Raw genomic sequence first — 17,688 nt, 5'->3', positions numbered from 1 at the left:
AATTATTCTTTGAATGCTTTGGCGCGAGACAGTAAAAACGGGAAAATATACCGCATTAAAAATCTCACCCCTCCGGATGAGGTATTTTTGAATACGTGGAGAGGGAGATTGGCTCAGGAAGCGGATTATGACGCATCGTCGCGTTGGCAGTCATCACTAACAACTCTATATTTCACCGTATTACGGCAGCCGGCCAAAAGACTTTAGCGGTATTAATACTGATATTTAGATCGTGCACTATTTAACAGTGCCGCATTCCCGTTGAAATGATTCTGAAAATCCGGAATGAATAATAAACTGCGTGAATAAAGCGGATATCTGGCGCTAGAAGGCCCTTAGCAAACGTTTGGCATACGCCAACGCACGAAGCAGAAGCGAGACGCCCGGCGATAACCTCAATTACAGGGTGCTTGCATCGCGCGTTGCATGACGCGTTATCCGTCACCACCAGCGCGTAGCAGCCGGCACCGCAACCCCGCGAGGGTCGGCCGGTGCCGGCCGGTTCCTCTACTTGCCTTCCGACAAGCCGCGTTCGAGTGCCGCGACGCCCGCCGGCAGATCGACCTTCACGCCCAGATCGACCATCGTGCGGCCGAGCGCGTGCACGGTGCGAAACAGGTTGTGCTCGCGGCACTGCTCGCCCATCTGGCCGATCCGCACGATCGGCAAACCGAACGAGCCGGAAATCTCCACCTGATGCTGCCGCGAGATATGCGCGCAGACATCGGCGGGACTCAGGCCGCCCGGCACCTCGATGCCGACCACCGAATTGAGCCGGCAGTTCTCCGGCGCATACAGTTGCAGGCCCATTGCGCTGACGCCTTGCTGCAGCGCGAGCGAACACTTCAGATGGCGCGCGAAGCGCTTTTCCAGCGTCTCGGCGCACACGAGCCGCAGCGCCTCGTGCAGCGCGAGCACGCCCGACACCGGCGCCGTGTAGTGATAGCCGGCGTTGTGCCAGAAGTTTTCGGCGAGTGACGCATCGAGACACCAGTGCGTATTCGGCACCGTACGGCCCTTGACGCGCGCCCACGCCGCATCGGAAAACGCGATCAGCGACACGCCCGGAATCGACGACAAGCCCTTCTGCCCACCGGTAATCACCGCGTCGATGCCCCACGCGTCCATTTCGAGCGGCATCGTGCTCAGCGTGCAGACCGCATCGACGATCACGAGCGCGCCCGCTTCCTTCGCGAGCGCGGCGATATCTTTCAGATGATGGTTCCACACGGTGTTCGAGGTCTCGCCCTGCACGACGGTGACGACCTCGGGACGCTCGCGGCGAATCGCCTCGGCCACCTGGTCGAGACTCGCGACGGTACGGTCCGCGACTTCGAGCATGCTCACGCTTGCGCCGACGCGCCGGCCCATCTCGCCCATGCGGTCGCTGAAGAAGCCGTTCTTGATGCACAGCATGCGCGTGCCTTGCCACGCGAGATTGGAGATCGCCATCTCCATCGCGCCCGATCCCGGTCCCGCGACGCCGAGCACCCATTTCGACTGCGTCTGGAACACGTAGCGCGCCATCGTCTTCACCTGATTGACCACCTTCGCCATCGTGCCGCCCAGATGGTTGATCACGATCGCATTGGCCTTCGCGACCGCGGCGGGGATCGGCACGGGACCGGCGCCCATCATCAGCAGCGGTTCTTCGGGAAGGATGGCGTCGAGCGATTCGACAACCGGACAGGGCACGGAGGAAGCGACGGAATGAGCAGTGGAAATCGGCATGATGGGTACGTGAAGATTCGGGCGCAAAGGAAAGAACGGCCTCGTGGCGGTTAAGCCAGCGAGGCCGTCGTCCGATCATTCACCGAACCGCGCGATTGCGCAAGACTTTGCGCGCCGCGCGTCGCACATGACCGTACCGCCCGACGTACCGGTACAGTTACTTCACGCGGGTCTTGTCGAGCTTCTTGCCGGTCGCCGCGTTGAAGCGCTCGACGTACTCCTCGATCAGCTTGCGCATCGCGCGGCCGATCTTGCGATAGTCGGACTCGTTCAGATTGGCGAGCGACACGCGCCCCGACGGATGCTGCGTGCCGAAACCGCGCCCCGGCAGCAGCACGACGCGCGCCTCGCGCGCGAGCCGGAACAGCAGCTCGGACGGCTCGGTGTTCACCAGCAGCCAGTCGACGAACTCGCGCCCATACGCCCTCTCGCCGAGGAACTCGATATCGACGATCGTGTAGTAGTCGACCTGGTTCGGATCGTCGTCGTCGAACGAGATGCCGACCTCTTCGTAGAGCGCCTGCTTGCGCTTGCGGATCAGCCGCTTCAACGCGCACTTGTATGCGTCGGGCGTGTCCATCAGCGAGAACAGCGAAAACAGGACCATCTGCACCTGCTGCGGCGTCGATAGTCCGGCTGTGTGATTCAACGCGACCGTGCGGCTGTCGGCCACCAGCCGGTCGATGAACTTGAGCTTGTCGGGCTCGGTCGTGATCGACTCGTAGCGGTGATGCAGCTGCTTCTTCGCGTCGGCCGGCAACGCGCCGATCAGCCGGTCGAGCACGTTGTCGCGATGCGTGGCGACCACGCCGAGACGCCAGCCGGTCGCGCCGAAATACTTCGAGTACGAGTACACGAGGATCGTGTTCTTCGGCGCGAGCGCGAACAGCGACACGAAGTTATCGGCGAACGTGCCGTACACGTCGTCCGTCAGCAGGATCAGATCGGGCCGTTCTTCGACGATCGCGGCGATGTGTTCGAGGCTCGCGTCGTCGATCTTCACCGACGGCGGATTGCTCGGATTGACGAGGAAGAACGCCTTCACCTTCGGATCGCGCAGCTTGTCGAGTTCCTTCTTCGAGTACTGCCAGCCGCTCGCGACATCGGCTTCGAGATTCACGACGTTCAACTGATAGTCGTTCAGGCGCGGAATCTCGATGTACGGCGTAAAGATCGGCATGCCGAGCGCGATCGTATCGCCCGGCTTGATCAGATGATTCTCGCGCATCGTGTTGAAGATGTACGTCATCGCCGCGGTGCCGCCTTCCACCGCGAAGATGTCGAACTCGCCGACGAACGGATGCTTGCCGATCATCTCGCGGCGCAGATACTGCCCGACGATGATCTCCGACAGCTTCAGCATGCGGTCGGGCACCGGGTAGTTCGACGCCAGAATGCCTTCGCACATTTCATACAGGAAGTCGCCGGCCGACAGCCCCAACTGGTCGCGCACGTACGACACCGCGCCGCGCAGAAAGTCGATGCCGGGCACGCCGCGGTTTTCGCGCAGGAACAGATCGAAGCGCTCCTCCAGACCGTCGCGGCGCGGAAAGCCGCCGACGCCTTCGGGCATATACGCGAACGAGCGCTCGGACTCGCGCATTGCAAACAGGCCGAGCTGCCAGAAGCCGTGACGCGGAATCGTCGCGAGAAAGTTCGGATTGCCGCGGCCCGCGTTGAGCATCGCGGCATTCGCCGGGCGCTCGACCGCGCCGCCGCCGGCGGCCTTGATCAGTTCGTCCTTCAGTTCGAACGGGCTCAGCACGGCTTGCGCTGCCTGTGCCTCCGAGCGCTTTTTGTCGCCCTTCTCTTTTGCCATGATGCGTTCTCCAGTGAGCAGGTGAAAGACGCCGGCATGGCGAGTGGTCGCCCGGTTGCGGCCGGCATGAGAGAGCCGATGAAATGCCCGCTAAATGCGTGATAAGCGCGTGATAGACGCTTGATAAGCGCACACGCCCGGCACGCGACGAAACTTCGCCGCGCGCTACACCAGTCCGACCACCAGCGGCCCGAGCAGCGTCAGCGCGACGTTCGCGATCGCATACGTGATCGCGAACGGCACAGTCGGCACCGCGCTCTCGGCCTTGTCGAGCACGCCGCCGAACGCCGGGTTCGCGCTGCGCGAGCCGGACAGCGCACCGGCCAGAATCGCCGCGTTGTTGTAGCGCAGCACGTAGCGGCCAAACAGCATCGTCAGCAGCAGCGGGAACAGCGTGACGAACACGCCGAGCAGAAAGATCGTCAAGCCGCTTTGCCTGACCGTCACGACCGCCTGCAAACCGGAGTTCAACCCGACCACCGCGACGAACGCGGCGAGACCGAAATCCTTCAGCAGTTGCGACGCGGCCGACGGCATCACGCCGTACATCGGATGCTTGCCGCGCATCCAGCCGAACAGCAGGCCCGCGAGCAGGCAGCCGCCGCCCGAGCCGAGCGTCAGCGGCACGCCGCCGACATTGACGACGATCAGGCCGATCAATAGACCGATCACGAGCCCGACGCCCATGTAGATGAAGTCGGTCTTGTTGCTATACGGCAGCTCGTAGCCGGCGGTATCGACCGCGCGCTTGGTGTCTTTCGGCGAGCCGTAGAAGGTGATCACGTCGCCGTGCTGCAACTCGGTGTCCGGCAGCACCGGCAGCGGCTGCCCGGCGCGCGACACCGCCTGCAGATACACGCCGTGCCGCATGTCGCGATCGATCATCTGACGCGCCGCGGCGATCGTCGTGTGATTCATGCCCTTGCGCGTGAACACGGCCTCGCGCGTCTGCATCACGACGCTGATGTCCTCGGCGTCGGCCACCTCGTTGCCGTTCGCGCCGAACGCGACCACCGCCTCGCGGCGGCCCACGACGAGCACAACGTCGCCGTCCCGCAGCGTGAAATCGGGTGTCGGTTCGATTGCGTGGCCGTCGCGTTTGATGCGCTCGACCGTCAGCATGTCCTCGTGCAGCGACTCGACTGCCTTCACGGTTTTGCCCGCGCTGTAGTCGATCTTGTACGTACGTCCCACGAGTTCGGGCAACGCCAGCACCTGCCCCGGTCCATGCGACGGCGCGCCGGACGACAGCTCGCGCTCCGCTTCGATCGACGCCTCGCGCAAGCCCTGCCCCATGAATTTCGGCAGGATGTTCACGCACACGATGATCGCGCCGAGCGAGCCGAACACATAGGTCACCGCATACGCGATCGCGACGTCCGATTGCAGCGACTTGACCTCGTCGGCGGGCAGACCGAGCCGCGCGATCGCATCGCCCGCGGTGCCGATGATCGCCGACTGCGTGAGCGCGCCGCCCGCGAGCCCGGCCGCCAGCCCCTTGTTCAGATGGAACAGCTTTGCGCACACCACCACGGTAATCAGCGCGCTGACCGCGAGAAACACCGCCATCGCGATTTCGCGCAGCGTCTTGCGGTTCAGCGAATTGAAGAAGCCCGGCCCCGAGTCGTAACCGACCGCGTAGATGAACACAGCGAACATCACCGCCTTCACGCCGTTGTCGATCGTCACGCCCGCCTGGCTGATCACGACCGCCGCGAGCAGCGAACCGCCCACGCCCCCAAGCTGGAACTTGCCGAAGTTGATCTGACCGATGAAGTAGCCGGCCGCGAGCGACAGGAACAGCGCCATTTCGGGTGATTTGTGAAAGATGCTGTGTAGCCAGTCCATCATGCCCTCGCTGGTTGGTTGGCAATACGGTTACTGGATGCGGCGCGGGCTCGTGGCGCGCGCCGTTTCACGCGGGTTCATCTTTCGCGCGCGATGCGATGCGATGCGGTGCAATGCGAGGCGGGCAACGCTGCCCCGGCAAATCTGCAAAGCGGTGAATTGGGCTATGCGGCCACCCTGCTATCCAAGCTTGCCCGCAAGCCCGACCACCACCGGCCCCATCAAAGGCAACAGGATGTTCGACAGCGCGTAGGTGATCGTGTAGCCGATCACCGGTGTCGAATTGCCGGTCACGCCGACCAGCGCGCTGATCGCCGGCGTGCTGCACTGCTGGCCCGCGATCGCGCCGAGCAGCATCGGCGCTTCGAGCTTCAGCAGCGCATGACCGATCCACAGCGACAGCAGCCCCGGCACCAGCACCATCAGAATGCCGGCTACAGGCAGCGCGAGCCCGTATTCGCGCACCAGCTTGATCGCGTCCGGTCCAGCCGACAGACCGACCGCCGCGATAAAGGTGGCGAGTCCGAAGTCCTTGATGATCTGCGCGGCCGCCGACGGCAGCGAGCCGATCAGCGGATGGCGCGAGCGGACCCAGCCGAACAGCAGCCCCGACAGCAGACAGCCGCCGCCGGTGCCGAGCGCGAGCGTCACGCCGCCGATCGTGCCGCCGAGCCGGCCGATCGCCATGCCGATCAGCACGCCGAGGCCGAGATAAACGAAGTCGGTTTTCTGCGTCGCGGGCAGGATGTAGCCGAGCCGCTTCGCGCCGCGCTCGACATCGGCTTTCGCGCCGACGATCGTCAGCACGTCGCCGCGATTGAGTTCGGTGCCGGGCAGCGCGGGGATCGTCGATTCGAGCCGCGTGACCGCCGCGATATAGACGCCGCGCGCGTTTTCCGGCTTCGCCTGCGCGCGTAGCTGCGCGACCGTCATGCCGTGCGCGTCACGCCGCGTCAGCACGACATCGAGCCGTTCGACGACGAACTGCGCGAAATCCGCGCCGGCCACTTCGTCGCCGAGACCGGCCGCCGCTTCGACGATCGCACCCCGCCGACCGGCCACCAGCACCAGATCGCCGGCCGCGAGCCGCAGCTCCGGTTCGACCGGCAGCTTCGCGCCGCCGCGCTCGATCTGTTCGACCGTCAGGTTGTAGCCGTGGCGCTCTTCGAGCGCGCGCACAGTAACGCCATCGGCCGCGCCGATGCGAAACACCCGGCCGACGAGCGCCGGTGCCGCCGCCCGTTGCCCTTCGCTAAAGGCACCCGCGCCGCCGAGCTGGCGCCATACGCGCTCGGCTTCGTCGCGCAGATTGACACGCAGCAGAAGCGGCGCGAACTGGCTCGTGAACAGCACGATCGTGATCAACCCAAACAGGTAGCTGACGCTGTACGCGGTCACGATATTGGCCTGCAGACGCAGCGTTTCCGCGTCGCCGAGTCCGAGTCTCGCGATCGCTTCGGAGGCGGTGCCGATCACCGCCGATTCGGTCGCCGCGCCCGCGAGCAGGCCGGCCGCGGTGCCGATGTCGAGCCGCATCACGCTGACCGCGATCATGATCAGCGCGAGCACTGAGACGATCTCGACCAGCGACAGCACGCCATAACGCCAGCCGCGTCCGATGTTCGCGAAGAACTGCGGGCCGCCGGTGAAGCCGAGCGCGAAGATGAACAGCGCGAACGCGATGTTCTTCAGATCGGGAGAAATGCGCGCGCCGCTCTGGCCGAGCACGAGCGCAACGATCAGCGTGCCGCACACGCCGCCGAGCCGGATCGGGCCGATGCGAAATGAACCGATGAAATAGCCGATCGCGAGACAGGCAAAAAGCGCGATTTCCGGCTGCGATCTCAGCAATTCACCGATCATGTTGGCTCGCCGATTAACAGGTTATTAGCAGAAAGCAGAACACCGACTGCTGCAAAACCGGATCAACCCGTCTGACACACCCACGGATTCCATCCATGCCGTTTCAGACAGCGTGCATTGGATGACCTGCAACGGACCAGCAGAAAAATGCCGTGATGAAAGAAGAACCGCGCGGCGGTTTGATTTGCCGCAAACGCAAATGCGAGCGCCACCGCTTCGTCGCGAAAACGCCTGATATCGTCAAAGATAATCCACGCGTGGCTGCGTTCTCGCAGCATGATTAACCGTGCATCGTCAGCAATACCTGTCAAGCAATATTGCAGTTCAGCACCTCTGTCAATATCCTTTTCATTGCTGAAAACCGAGTTCGCACGACACCTCTGAAACATGCTTCAAGCGATGCCTTTCCGGGAGCCCGATATGCGCATGATCCTGTTCAGCAGCCGCCAGTACGACAGCGAGACCTTCACCGAAGCCAATGCCGCGCACGGCTACGAACTGCACTTTCAGGAATCCCATCTCGACAGCGAAACCGCGATCCTCGCGCACGGTTACGACGTGGTCTGCCCGTTCGTCAACGACCTGGTCGACGCGGCCACGCTCGAACAGCTTCACGCGGGCGGCACGCGCATGATCGCGCTGCGCTCGGCGGGCTTCAATCACGTCGATCTCGCGGCGGCCGAGCGGCTCGGCATGCTGGTCGCTCGTGTGCCCGCGTACTCGCCGCACGCGGTCGCCGAACATGCGGTCGGTTTGATTCTCGCGCTGAACCGGCGCTTGCCGCGCGCGGTCGCGCGCACCCGCGAGGGCGATTTCTCGCTACATGGGCTGCTCGGTTTCGATCTGCATGGCAAAACGGGCGGCGGGTTAGACGGCAGCCACGCGGGTGACCGCGCGGCCTGCCGTCGCGCCGCATTGCGCCGACGGACGACTAGACGCTGCCGCCGTCGCCGCCCTGCTGGATCGCGCGAATCGCGGTGCGGGCGTCATCGGCCGCGCCGCACAGTTCGCGCAGCAACGCCGCCTCGCGCTCGTGCACTTCGACCGGACACCAGCGCGCGCCCGCGTCGGCCAGGTAGCGCGCGCGATGCTGGCCGTTGCGAAACGCGACCACGCCCTCGCGCTCGACACCGAGCCAGCCGAGCAGCCCCGGCGCGCGACGCGTCGAGATCGTCACGTACGGCATCTGCGGAATGCGGGGGCTGTCGGGATCGAGAAATTCGCGAATGCCGCGCACTTTACCGGCATGCCATTCGGCGACCGGCTTCAGCACATAGTCGGTGTCGTCGCGATCCGCGCACATGAGCAGCTTGCGCAGATCGACGAGCACGACCTGATGGCGGGTGCCGTCGGTCACGAACACGCGCTTCAGGCGCACATGGTCGTACCATGAATGCTCGTGCAACGGCACGAGCCACACCGTTCCGGCGCAACCCGGCGCGGCGGCCGGCGATGAATCAGGCAAGGGCAAGGACAAAGGCAGGCTCGGCAGGCTAGCGAAAAGCCGCCAGCGCGTAAATAAAGCGCTAACGCTACGAGTCCGATATGAAAGAAACATGACGGCCTGATGAATTAGTTACGCTGCATAGCGTGCCGCAGCGCCACCTGCATAACGGCAGGAAAACGCCGATCTTCAAGGTACAAACGATGACGAGCACCGAACATTTCAATCGCGCCGTGCGCATCGAGTCGAATGACGGCAACGGCGTCGCAACAATCGTGCTCGATCGGCCGGCGCGGCGAAATGCGGTCGATCGCGAGGTTGCCGATGCGCTCTGTGCCGCGTTCCAGCGCTTCGAGGCGGAGCCCGCGTGGCGCGCGGCGGTGCTGTTCGGCGCGGGCGGCACGTTTTGCGCGGGCGCGGACCTGAGCGCGCTCGCCGACGACACGCGCCGCAACGAGCTGCACGCGGACGGCAGCGGCCCCGGTCCGATGGGCCCGACACGCATGCACTTCAGCAAGCCGGTGATCGCCGCGATCGCCGGCTATGCGGTGGCCGGCGGGCTGGAATTGGCGGCGATGTGCGACCTGCGCGTCGTCGAGGAAGACGCGGTGCTCGGCGTGTTCTGCCGGCGCGTCGGCATTCCGCTGATCGATGGCGGCACGATCCGGCTGCCGCGTCTGATCGGGCTATCGCGTGCGCTCGATCTGATTCTCACGGGCCGCGCAATCAATGCGCGCGAAGCGCTCGCGTTCGGACTCGCCAATCGCGTCGTGCCGAACGGCAACGCACGCGCCGCAGCCGAACAACTGGCCGCCGAACTCGCCGCGTTTGCCCAGGCCGCGCTGCTCGCCGATCGCCGCTCGGCGCTGGAAAACAGCACGCTCGACGATCTCGCCGAGGCGCTGCGGCGCGAAGGCGCGGGCGGTTACGACGCGGTATTTGCAGAAGGCGTGGCCGGCGCGGCGCGATTTGCTTCAGGCGCGGGGCGGCACGGTCATACGTTGACACCGGACGGCGGCGCGCCGCGCGATGGTTGACGCGCGGGTACGCGCATTGCGCGGCACGCAATGGCGAAGGAACGCGCCGGTCGCTTACGCGAACACCGTACTGCGCGGCGCCGGAGCCGATTCAAACGGAGCGTCTCTGCCAGCGTGGGCGTCGCCGACCCGGAAGGCCGCAGCCGCGCGTTGCAGGCTGATCGCCTGCTCGTTCAATGACTGCGCCGCGGCCGCCGCCTGCTCGACGAGTGCCGCGTTCTGTTGCGTCATGCCGTCCATCTGCGTGACTGCCAGATTCACCTGCTCGATGCCGGCGCTCTGCTCGGCCGCGGCCACCGCTATTTCCTGTACGAAGCCGGTCACGCGCGTGATCTCGTTGCGAGCCTGGAAGATCGTCGAGCCAGTGTTTTCGACCAACGTCGCACCACTGCCGACACTGTCGACCGCATGACTGATCAACTCGCGAATTTCCTTGGCCGCCGTCGCACTACGTTGCGCCAGGCTGCGCACCTCGCTCGCGACAACCGCGAAGCCCCGCCCCGCCTCGCCCGCGCGTGCCGCTTCGACCGCCGCATTCAGCGCGAGGATGTTGGTCTGGAACGCGATGCCCTCGATCGTCGAGATGATCTCGACCATGCGGCCCGATTCGCTCGATATATCCTTCATCGCCGCGACGGCCTGCGCGATCATGTCGCCGCCGCGGTTCGCGATCGTCGCGGCGCCGGCCGACAGCTCGCTCGCGGTGCGTGCGTTGTCCGCGGTCCGGCGGACCATCACCGTCATCTGCTCCATGCTCGACGCCGTTTCCTGCAGCGCAGCGGCCTGCCGCTCGGTGCGCGACGACAGGTCCGTATTGCCGTTCGCGATTTCGCTCGCGCCCGACGCGACGTTGCCGGACGCCTGCTTGATCTGGCCGATCGTGGCCGTCAGCGCATCACGCATGCGCTGCATCGCACGGAGCAGGCTTGAGTTATCGCCGTCGCGCGTGCGAATCGCCACTGTCAGGTCACCCGATGCGATGACGCTCGCCACGCGCGCCGCGTAGCCCGGATCGCCGCCGACCGTGCGCAGGATGCTGCGGTTCGTCAACACGACGAGCATGACGAGTACCGCGGACACCGCGAGGAAAATCGCCGCGATCCACCGCAGCGACGCCATGAACGCGGTGTTGATGTCATCGACATAGGCGCCGGTCGCGATGATCCAGTCCCATGGCGCGTAGCGCACCACGTAGCCGATCTTGCCGACCGCCTGCGCGGGCGCCGCGCCCGGATGCGGGAATACGTAGTCGACGAAGCCGCCGGCCGGCGCCTGCGCGACCGATGCGAAGGTCACGTAATGGTGGCGGCCATCGGCATCGGCGTTGCCCGCGAGATCGTGGCCTTCGAGTGCCGGCTTGATCGCGTGCATCACCATCTGCGGCTTCGAGTTGATCACGAGGAAGTAGCCGTCTTCGCCATAGCGGACACCGCGTAGACGTTCGAGCGCCTGTTTGCGGGCCTCCGCCTCCGACAGCGCGCCGCTTTGCGCGAGCGCCGCATACTCCGTCACGATGCTGAGTCCGACGTGCGCGATGTTCGTCAGATCGTTCTTGCGCTCCTCGATGCGCATCTCGCGCGACTGCCACGCCGCCGATACCGAGACGGCAAGCAAGGCAACGAGACTGATGATCAGCGGCAGCCAGAGCTTTTGGGCAAAGCTGAGTTTGTGCATCGGGAATCCTATTTCGAACGAACGGAAATCGCGAGGGGTCGCCATGCGAAGCCGCAGATGAATGGGAACGCCCGGTGCGCAAGGGCGGTTGAAGTTCAAGGAGAGTCATCTGCGCTATCGGCGGATCGGGAAGAAGGCCCTATCCTGTAAAACCCCTAGGCGCCAATGCCATCATCCAGAGCGCGCCAAGTCGGTTAGCCGGGCCCCAACTTCATTTCGCAACAGATTCTTAGGTAGAATTCCCTACTGTTTTGCCCTTACCCGCTGCGGGCGTCGCTGCCACGACAACGCCCGCGCGTCGCTCCCGGCGCGGCTTCACGCGCCACATCCCGTCATCACCATGCCTTTGCCCCTGCTTGCCCTTGCCGTTGCCGCATTTGGAATCGGTACCACCGAGTTCGTCATCATGGGGCTGCTGCCCGATGTCGCGCGCGATCTGTCCGTGTCGATTCCGGCCGCCGGCATGCTGGTATCCGCGTACGCGCTCGGCGTCACGATCGGCGCGCCGATCGTCGCGATCGCGGTCGCCAATATGCCGCGCAAGAAGGCGCTGATGAGCCTGATCGGCGTGTTTATCGTCGGCAATCTGCTGTGCGCGATCGCACCGGGCTACGCGGTGCTGATGGCCGCGCGCATCGTCACCGCGTTCTGTCATGGCGCATTCTTCGGCATCGGCTCGGTGGTCGCGGCGGGGCTCGTCGCGCCGAATCGCCGCGCGCAGGCCATCGCGCTGATGTTCACCGGCCTCACGCTCGCCAACGTGCTCGGCGTGCCGCTCGGCACCGCGCTCGGCCAGGCGGTCGGCTGGCGCGCGACCTTCTGGGCGGTGACCGGCATCGGCGTGATCGCGGCGGCCGCGCTCGCCGTGTGCCTGCCCGCGAAGATCGAGATGCACAAGGCGAGCCTCGTGCGCGAATTCAGCGTGCTGAAAAACCCGCAGGTGCTGATGGTGCTGGGCATCAGCGTGCTCGCGTCGGCGAGTCTCTTTTCGACCTTCACCTACATCACGCCGATTCTCGAAGACGTGACCGGCTTCACGCCGCACGCGGTCACGCTGGTGCTGCTGCTGTTCGGCCTTGGCCTGACCGTCGGCAGCACGCTCGGCGGCAAGCTCGCGGATTGGCGTCTGATGCCGTCGCTGCTCGCGTTTCTGCTCGCGATCGTGATGATCCTGTGCGTGTTCGCGGGCACGATGCACGCGCGCATCCCGGCGATGCTGACGGTGTTCGTGTGGGGCGTACTGGCGTTCGCGATCGTGCCGCCGCTGCAGATGCTGATCGTCGATCGCGCGAGCCATGCGCCGAATCTGGCGTCGACGCTGAACCAGGGCGCGTTCAATCTCGGCAACGCGACCGGCGCGTGGCTCGGCGGCATGGCGATCGGCGCGGGCGCGCCGCTGACAACATTGCCGTGGGTCGGCGTCGTGACCGCGCTCGGTGCGTTGCTGCTGACGCTGTGGTCGGTGTCGATCGACCGGCGCGTCGCGATGACGGGGTGAGTTTGCCGGCCATTGTGACGATTCGCGGTTTGACGTATCTCATTGCTGCCCGCGACAGCCGCTGTCTGGCACCGGCGCGCCAGTGCGCGATGTCCCGCCGCAACGACGAACACAACCAAGGGTAAGGCTTCGTTCGACGGCAGTTCACCCAACAACTGGAAACGATCTGCAACAAATCTCGAACCGGGTATCAAGGCCAATACGCGCGTCCACTCCCGCTTTCCAGCAAATGTGGCATTTGCGACGAGCAGTGGCATGTTTTGCGAGCGGACCGTAATGCTAGGTTGTCGGTCCCTCAACTTTCAAGACTCACCGGCTCGACGGCGAGACGCGACAGCGTCCGGCGGTAATGAAAAATCCGTTACTGCCTGTCATCCCTGTCGGGCCAGACGGTCTATCCGCACATGGCTACGACATTGCCTAACACCGCCTCCGAACCGTCCTTCGCCTGGAACGGGAAAAAGCCGGGAGGCACGGCAGTCTTCGACGCCCGCCCTCCCACCGTTCCACGTAGCGCAAAGTCCATCTACGACGAAGATCTCGGCTGCATCATTGGATACAAGCAGGAAGCAGCGGGCGTATTCCGTATCTATACGTTGGACGGTGCGGTCTCCTGGAGCGAAAAACCGCTGGAAGCCCCGCTGATCGATCCGCTCGACCTGCTGTTCGTGGTCGGCGGCGTCTGGACGGCCGGCGCTCGAGGCATAACGCGAGCGGGGATAAGAGCAGTCGGCTCCGCAATCGACCGGGCGACGCTTCTTGGTTTGCGAACGCGGTACGATGCGCTCATGCAGCGACCTTTGCGTTTTGCCGCCGCGCCGCTCGCGCATATGGGTAATCCCGCTCGCTATGTACCCGTTCACATCCTTCGACTTACGCTGAAATACGGCAAACGCACCGCTGACCCAGCAGGGCATGCGGGTGTGTTCCAATACACCTATCCCATCACACGCAACGGCACGGCCTATAGGCTCGAAGTGGTGGTTCGAGAAGCTGATTACACCGTTCTGCACTTTGCCTATAAACCTCTTCGATGAAGCATCCCACCGTCTACACGACTCCCCCTGCCACCGGCGGTTCCGCCATCGTGCGCTGGGATGAACAAAGCTCCACGCTGATTTGTGAGGTCAAGTATCCACCTTCGGCTTCGCCGCGGGCACAGCAAAGCGAACTCGGCGACCTGCTAGATGCACGCTTCGGCATTGGTGCGCCCTCTTATGTCCTCACGGCGGGCACATTGTCGATGCTCGTCGATCAGCATCACCGGATAACCGGATTGGACTTTTACACCAACCCCGAGCGATGGACCGTCCGCACGTCCGAACTCGCAGACCCAAGCGACGAAACTCCGCACATCGAGTCAGAATTCGACGCGCACGGACATGCGGAAGACATGGGAGAGCCGGATGTCTTTTACGAGCCTGGTGGCGGCACCCTTTATCTGTCGTGGGGTAACGTGTCTCACTGGTACGGTGTTGCGTCAACGCTCGCGATCGGCGTCGATGACGAGCAGCGTCTGACGCAGATCCGCCTGCGCGGCCTGACGATACCGCCGCGACCCGAGAAATCCGCCGATATCGGATGAAGATCGTCACAGCGAAAGCCTTTCCCGCATCGAATCGCCGGCAAAATATCGAACCGCACACGAAATCGAGCAGTTCTCACGGCCAGGATGCGCGCGACTCCCGCCCGTAGTAGCATCCCGGCCGATGAAAGTCATCTTCACACGCGATTTCCTCGCGCTCATTCTCAGCGTCGCCGTCGTCGGACTCGGCAGCGGCGCAACCCTCCCGCTCACCTCCCTCGCGCTCGCGCAAGCCGGCTACGGCACCGACGTGGTCGGCCTGCTGACCGCCGCGCAGGCCGGCGGCGGCCTCGCGATCGTGCCGCTCGCCGGCTGGATCGCCGCGCGCTTCGGCGGCCGTCAGGTGATCGTCGGCGCGGAGCTGGTCGTCGCGTGCGCGACCGCGCTGATGCAGTTCACCGCGAATCTATGGCTGTGGGCGCTGTTGCGCGTGCTGTGCGGCGCCGCGCTGATGCTGCTGTTCACGATCGGCGAAGCGTGGGTCAACCAGCTGGCCGACGACGCATCGCGTGGCCGTGTGATCGCCATCTACGCGACCAATTTCACGCTGTTCCAGATGTCGGGCCCGGTGCTCGTCAGTCAGATCGCCGGCTTCACGCAGGGACGCTTCCTGCTGTGCGGCGCGATCTTCCTGCTGGCGCTGCCGATGCTCGCGACGATCCGCGCGACGCCGCACGCGTCGAGCGAGGAGCACGCCGAGCATGGCGGCTGGCGCCGTGTGCTGCCGCAGATGCCCGCGCTCGTGATCGGCACCGGCTTTTTCGCGCTGTTCGATACGATCGCACTGTCGCTGCTGCCGCTGTTCGCGATCGCGCACGGGATGACGACCGAGGTCGCGGTGCTGTTCGCATCGGCGTTGCTGCTCGGCGATACGACGATGCAGTTTCCGATCGGCTGGCTCGCCGACCGGCTCGGGCGCGAACGCGTGCATATCGGCTGCGGGGTCGTGGTCGTCGCGTTGTTGCCGCTGCTGCCGTGGGCCGTGGGCTCGCCGTGGCTGCGCTGGCCGCTGCTGTATGTGCTCGGCGCCGCGGCGGGGGCGATCTACACGCTGTCGCTGGTCGCCTGCGGCGAGCGTTTTCGCGGCGTGGCGCTGGTGTCGGCGAGTTCGCTGGTCGGCGCGTCGTGGAGCGCGGCGAGCTTCGGCGGCCCGCTGATCGCCGGCGCGCTGATGAAGACCATCGGCAACGATGCGGTGGTCGGCGTGCTGCTGGCCGCGGCGCTCGCGTTTTTGCTGGCGGTGTGGTGGGAGCGAAGGCGGATCACCGCGCAGGCGGCCGGATGACGCGCGCACGCTAATTGCTGGCGTCGAAACGCTAGCGCCGGGTGCTATCTTCAACGCACGTTGCGCGGCATTTCGCCGGGCGGCCCATGACGGATGGCGCCGCTGCAAGCGACAAGGAGTGCGTGATGGAAACTGTGCGCGTATTGCGTCGTGCCTGCTTCGTCGGCGCGGCGGTCGTGGCGGCCGCGCTCGCGGCCGCGAACTGCGGCGGTGGCAACAGCAGCGTCAGCCTGACGGGCGGCTCGGGCGGCGGCTCCGGCAACCCGAGCGGCTCAGGCGGCTCGGGCGGCAGCAACACCGGCAGTCCAGGCAACAGCGGCGGCATCGGCATGTCGTCGGGTGGCACCGCGATGACCGCCGTGCACGACGTGCTCACCTATCACGCCGACATCGCCCGCACCGGCCAGGCGCTCAACGAAACCGCATTGACACCCGCCAATGTCGGCGCGTCGACGTTCGGCAAGGTCGGTTTTTTCACCGTCGACGGCAAGGTCGACGCGCAGCCGCTGTACGTCGGCTCGCTCGCGATCGCGGGCGGCACGCACAACGTGCTGTATGTCGCGACCGAACACGACAGCGTGTTCGCGCTCGACGCCGACAGCGGCGCGACCTTGTGGCAGACCCGCACGCTGAAGAGCGGCGAAACGCCGAGCGACGATCTCGGCTGCGGTCAGATCACCCAGGAAATCGGCATCACGTCGACACCGGTGATCGACCGCACGCGCGGCGCGAACGGCACGATCTACGTCGTCGCGATGTCGAAGGACGCGAGCGGCGCCTACCATCACCGCATTCACGCACTCGACCTCGCGACCGGCGCGGAGCTGCTGAACGGTCCTACTGAAATTGCCGCGACGTATCCGGCGGCAAACGGACACGTCGTGTTCGCGCCCTCGCTGTACGCGGAACGCGCGGGTCTGCTGCTGCTCGGCGGCGTGGTCTACACCGCGTGGACCTCGCACTGCGACGCCGGTGCGTATACCGGCTGGATCATGGGCTACGGCGCCGACACGCTGCAACAGACCACCGTGCTCAACGTCACGCCGAACGGTTCGGGCGGCGCGATCTGGATGGCCGGCGCCGGGCCGGCATCGGACGGCTCATCGATCTATCTGCTCGACGGCAACGGCGCGTTCGATACCGCGCTCGATTCGAACGGCTTTCCGAATCTGCGCAATTTCGGCAATGGTTTCCTGAAGCTGGGCACGGCGGGCGGCCTCGCGGTCGCGGACTACTTCGCGATGTCGAACGTCGCCGAGGAAGCGCGCGACGATATCGACCTCGGCTCCGGCGGCGCGCTCGTGCTGCCCGATCTGACGGACGCGAACGGCAACGTGCAGCACCTGACGCTCGGCGCCGGCAAGGACAACACCATCTATGTGCTGAACCGCGACTCGATGGGCAAGTTCAATGCGTCGACCAACAACATCTACCAGGCGATTCCGTCGCAACTGGTGGGCGGCGAATTCGGCATGCCCGCGTACTTCAACGGCCGGGTGTATTTCGGCTCGGTCGGCGATCATCTGAAAGCCTTCACGGTGACCCACGCAAAGCTGTCGACGACGCCGACCGCGCAAACCACGATGACATTCGATTATCCCGGCACGACGCCGAGCGTTTCGGCCAACGGCAGCGCGAACGGCATCGTGTGGGCCGCCGAAAACGGCAGCGTCGCCGCGCTGCATGCGTTCGATCCGGTCAGTCTGAGCGAGCTGTACAACAGCAACCAGATGGGCCCGCGCGATCAGTTCGGCGCGGGCAACAAGTTCATCACGCCGATGATCGCGAACGGCAAGGTGTATGTCGGCACGACGAACGGGGTGGCGGTGTTCGGCTTGCTGAAGGGATGATCAGCACGGCGCAAGCAGTTCGTATAAACAACGAGGGCCGGCATCGCGATGCCG

Annotated in this window: 13 protein-coding genes and 1 pseudogene; 8 read left to right on the top strand and 6 right to left on the bottom strand. The window is 64.9% G+C overall.

Annotation, left to right across the window (positions count from 1 at the left end; genetic code table 11):
* Window positions 1-507 precede the first annotated feature (507 nt).
* From L0U82_RS02915 to aspT (L0U82_RS02900), 4 genes are all read right to left on the bottom strand, one after another.
* Window positions 508-1,731 carry a pyridoxal-phosphate-dependent aminotransferase family protein gene (locus L0U82_RS02915; RefSeq protein WP_233828378.1) on the bottom strand — a complete coding sequence of 408 codons (1,224 nt, stop codon included), beginning with the start codon at window positions 1,729-1,731 and terminating at the stop codon, window positions 508-510.
* Between the two features lie 157 nt (window positions 1,732-1,888).
* Entirely contained in the window at window positions 1,889-3,550 is a 1,662-nt protein-coding gene (locus L0U82_RS02910) for a bifunctional aspartate transaminase/aspartate 4-decarboxylase (protein ID WP_233828377.1), read from the bottom strand.
* A 165-nt stretch (window positions 3,551-3,715) separates the two neighbouring features.
* Window positions 3,716-5,398: an aspartate-alanine antiporter gene (gene aspT / locus L0U82_RS02905; RefSeq protein WP_233833097.1), complete on the bottom strand. Its 1,683-nt coding sequence runs from the start codon at window positions 5,396-5,398 to the stop codon at window positions 3,716-3,718.
* Window positions 5,399-5,578: 180 nt separating this feature from the next.
* Window positions 5,579-7,261 carry an aspartate-alanine antiporter gene (aspT, locus tag L0U82_RS02900; protein WP_233828375.1) on the bottom strand — a complete coding sequence of 561 codons (1,683 nt, stop codon included), beginning with the start codon at window positions 7,259-7,261 and terminating at the stop codon, window positions 5,579-5,581.
* A gap of 155 nt (window positions 7,262-7,416) precedes the next feature.
* Here aspT (L0U82_RS02900) and L0U82_RS39680 point away from each other — a divergent pair, with 155 nt between their 5' ends.
* Together L0U82_RS39680 and L0U82_RS39955 are read left to right on the top strand one after the other, a co-directional pair.
* The gene (locus L0U82_RS39680; RefSeq protein WP_267929300.1) at window positions 7,417-7,545 is read left to right on the top strand and encodes a hypothetical protein; all 129 of its coding nucleotides are present in this window, start codon (window positions 7,417-7,419) and stop codon (window positions 7,543-7,545) included.
* A 136-nt stretch (window positions 7,546-7,681) separates the two neighbouring features.
* A pseudogene (locus tag L0U82_RS39955) lies at window positions 7,682-8,161 on the top strand (2-hydroxyacid dehydrogenase); the annotation flags it as partial.
* Between the two features lie 31 nt (window positions 8,162-8,192).
* Here the strand turns inward: L0U82_RS39955 and L0U82_RS39950 are convergent.
* Entirely contained in the window at window positions 8,193-8,819 is a 627-nt protein-coding gene (locus L0U82_RS39950; RefSeq protein WP_233828373.1) for a plasmid fertility inhibition factor family protein, read from the bottom strand.
* An 89-nt stretch (window positions 8,820-8,908) separates the two neighbouring features.
* Here L0U82_RS39950 and L0U82_RS02885 point away from each other — a divergent pair, with 89 nt between their 5' ends.
* Window positions 8,909-9,742: a crotonase/enoyl-CoA hydratase family protein gene (locus L0U82_RS02885; protein WP_233828372.1), complete on the top strand. Its 834-nt coding sequence runs from the start codon at window positions 8,909-8,911 to the stop codon at window positions 9,740-9,742.
* A 54-nt stretch (window positions 9,743-9,796) separates the two neighbouring features.
* On the opposite strand, the gene L0U82_RS02880 is transcribed toward L0U82_RS02885, so the two are convergent.
* Entirely contained in the window at window positions 9,797-11,416 is a 1,620-nt protein-coding gene (locus L0U82_RS02880) for a methyl-accepting chemotaxis protein (protein WP_233828371.1), read from the bottom strand.
* Window positions 11,417-11,756: 340 nt separating this feature from the next.
* On the opposite strand from L0U82_RS02880, the gene L0U82_RS02875 reads away from it, so the two are divergent.
* The 5 genes from L0U82_RS02875 (at window position 11,757) to L0U82_RS02855 (ending at window position 17,634) form a co-directional block, all read left to right on the top strand.
* Window positions 11,757-12,914, top strand: a complete 1,158-nt coding sequence (locus L0U82_RS02875; RefSeq protein ID WP_233828370.1) for an MFS transporter — start codon at window positions 11,757-11,759, stop codon at window positions 12,912-12,914.
* A gap of 404 nt (window positions 12,915-13,318) precedes the next feature.
* Window positions 13,319-13,951, top strand: coding sequence for a hypothetical protein (locus tag L0U82_RS02870; protein ID WP_233828369.1), 633 nt, complete (start codon window positions 13,319-13,321; stop codon window positions 13,949-13,951).
* The gene (locus tag L0U82_RS02865) at window positions 13,948-14,499 is read left to right on the top strand and encodes a hypothetical protein (protein ID WP_233828368.1); all 552 of its coding nucleotides are present in this window, start codon (window positions 13,948-13,950) and stop codon (window positions 14,497-14,499) included. The genes L0U82_RS02870 and L0U82_RS02865 overlap by 4 nt, the downstream gene beginning before the upstream one ends.
* Before the next feature lie 64 nt (window positions 14,500-14,563).
* Complete coding sequence (locus L0U82_RS02860; RefSeq protein WP_326489741.1) at window positions 14,564-15,784, top strand: MFS transporter; 1,221 nt, start codon at window positions 14,564-14,566, stop codon at window positions 15,782-15,784.
* A gap of 125 nt (window positions 15,785-15,909) precedes the next feature.
* Window positions 15,910-17,634: a pyrrolo-quinoline quinone gene (locus L0U82_RS02855; protein ID WP_233828365.1), complete on the top strand. Its 1,725-nt coding sequence runs from the start codon at window positions 15,910-15,912 to the stop codon at window positions 17,632-17,634.
* Window positions 17,635-17,688 lie beyond the last annotated feature (54 nt).

It is taken from the genome of Paraburkholderia sp. ZP32-5 (assembly GCF_021390495.1).
Classification (GTDB): Bacteria; Pseudomonadota; Gammaproteobacteria; order Burkholderiales; family Burkholderiaceae; genus Paraburkholderia.
The sequence above is the reverse complement of the archived record's forward strand: the minus strand, read 5'-3'. Positions and strand labels throughout refer to the sequence as shown.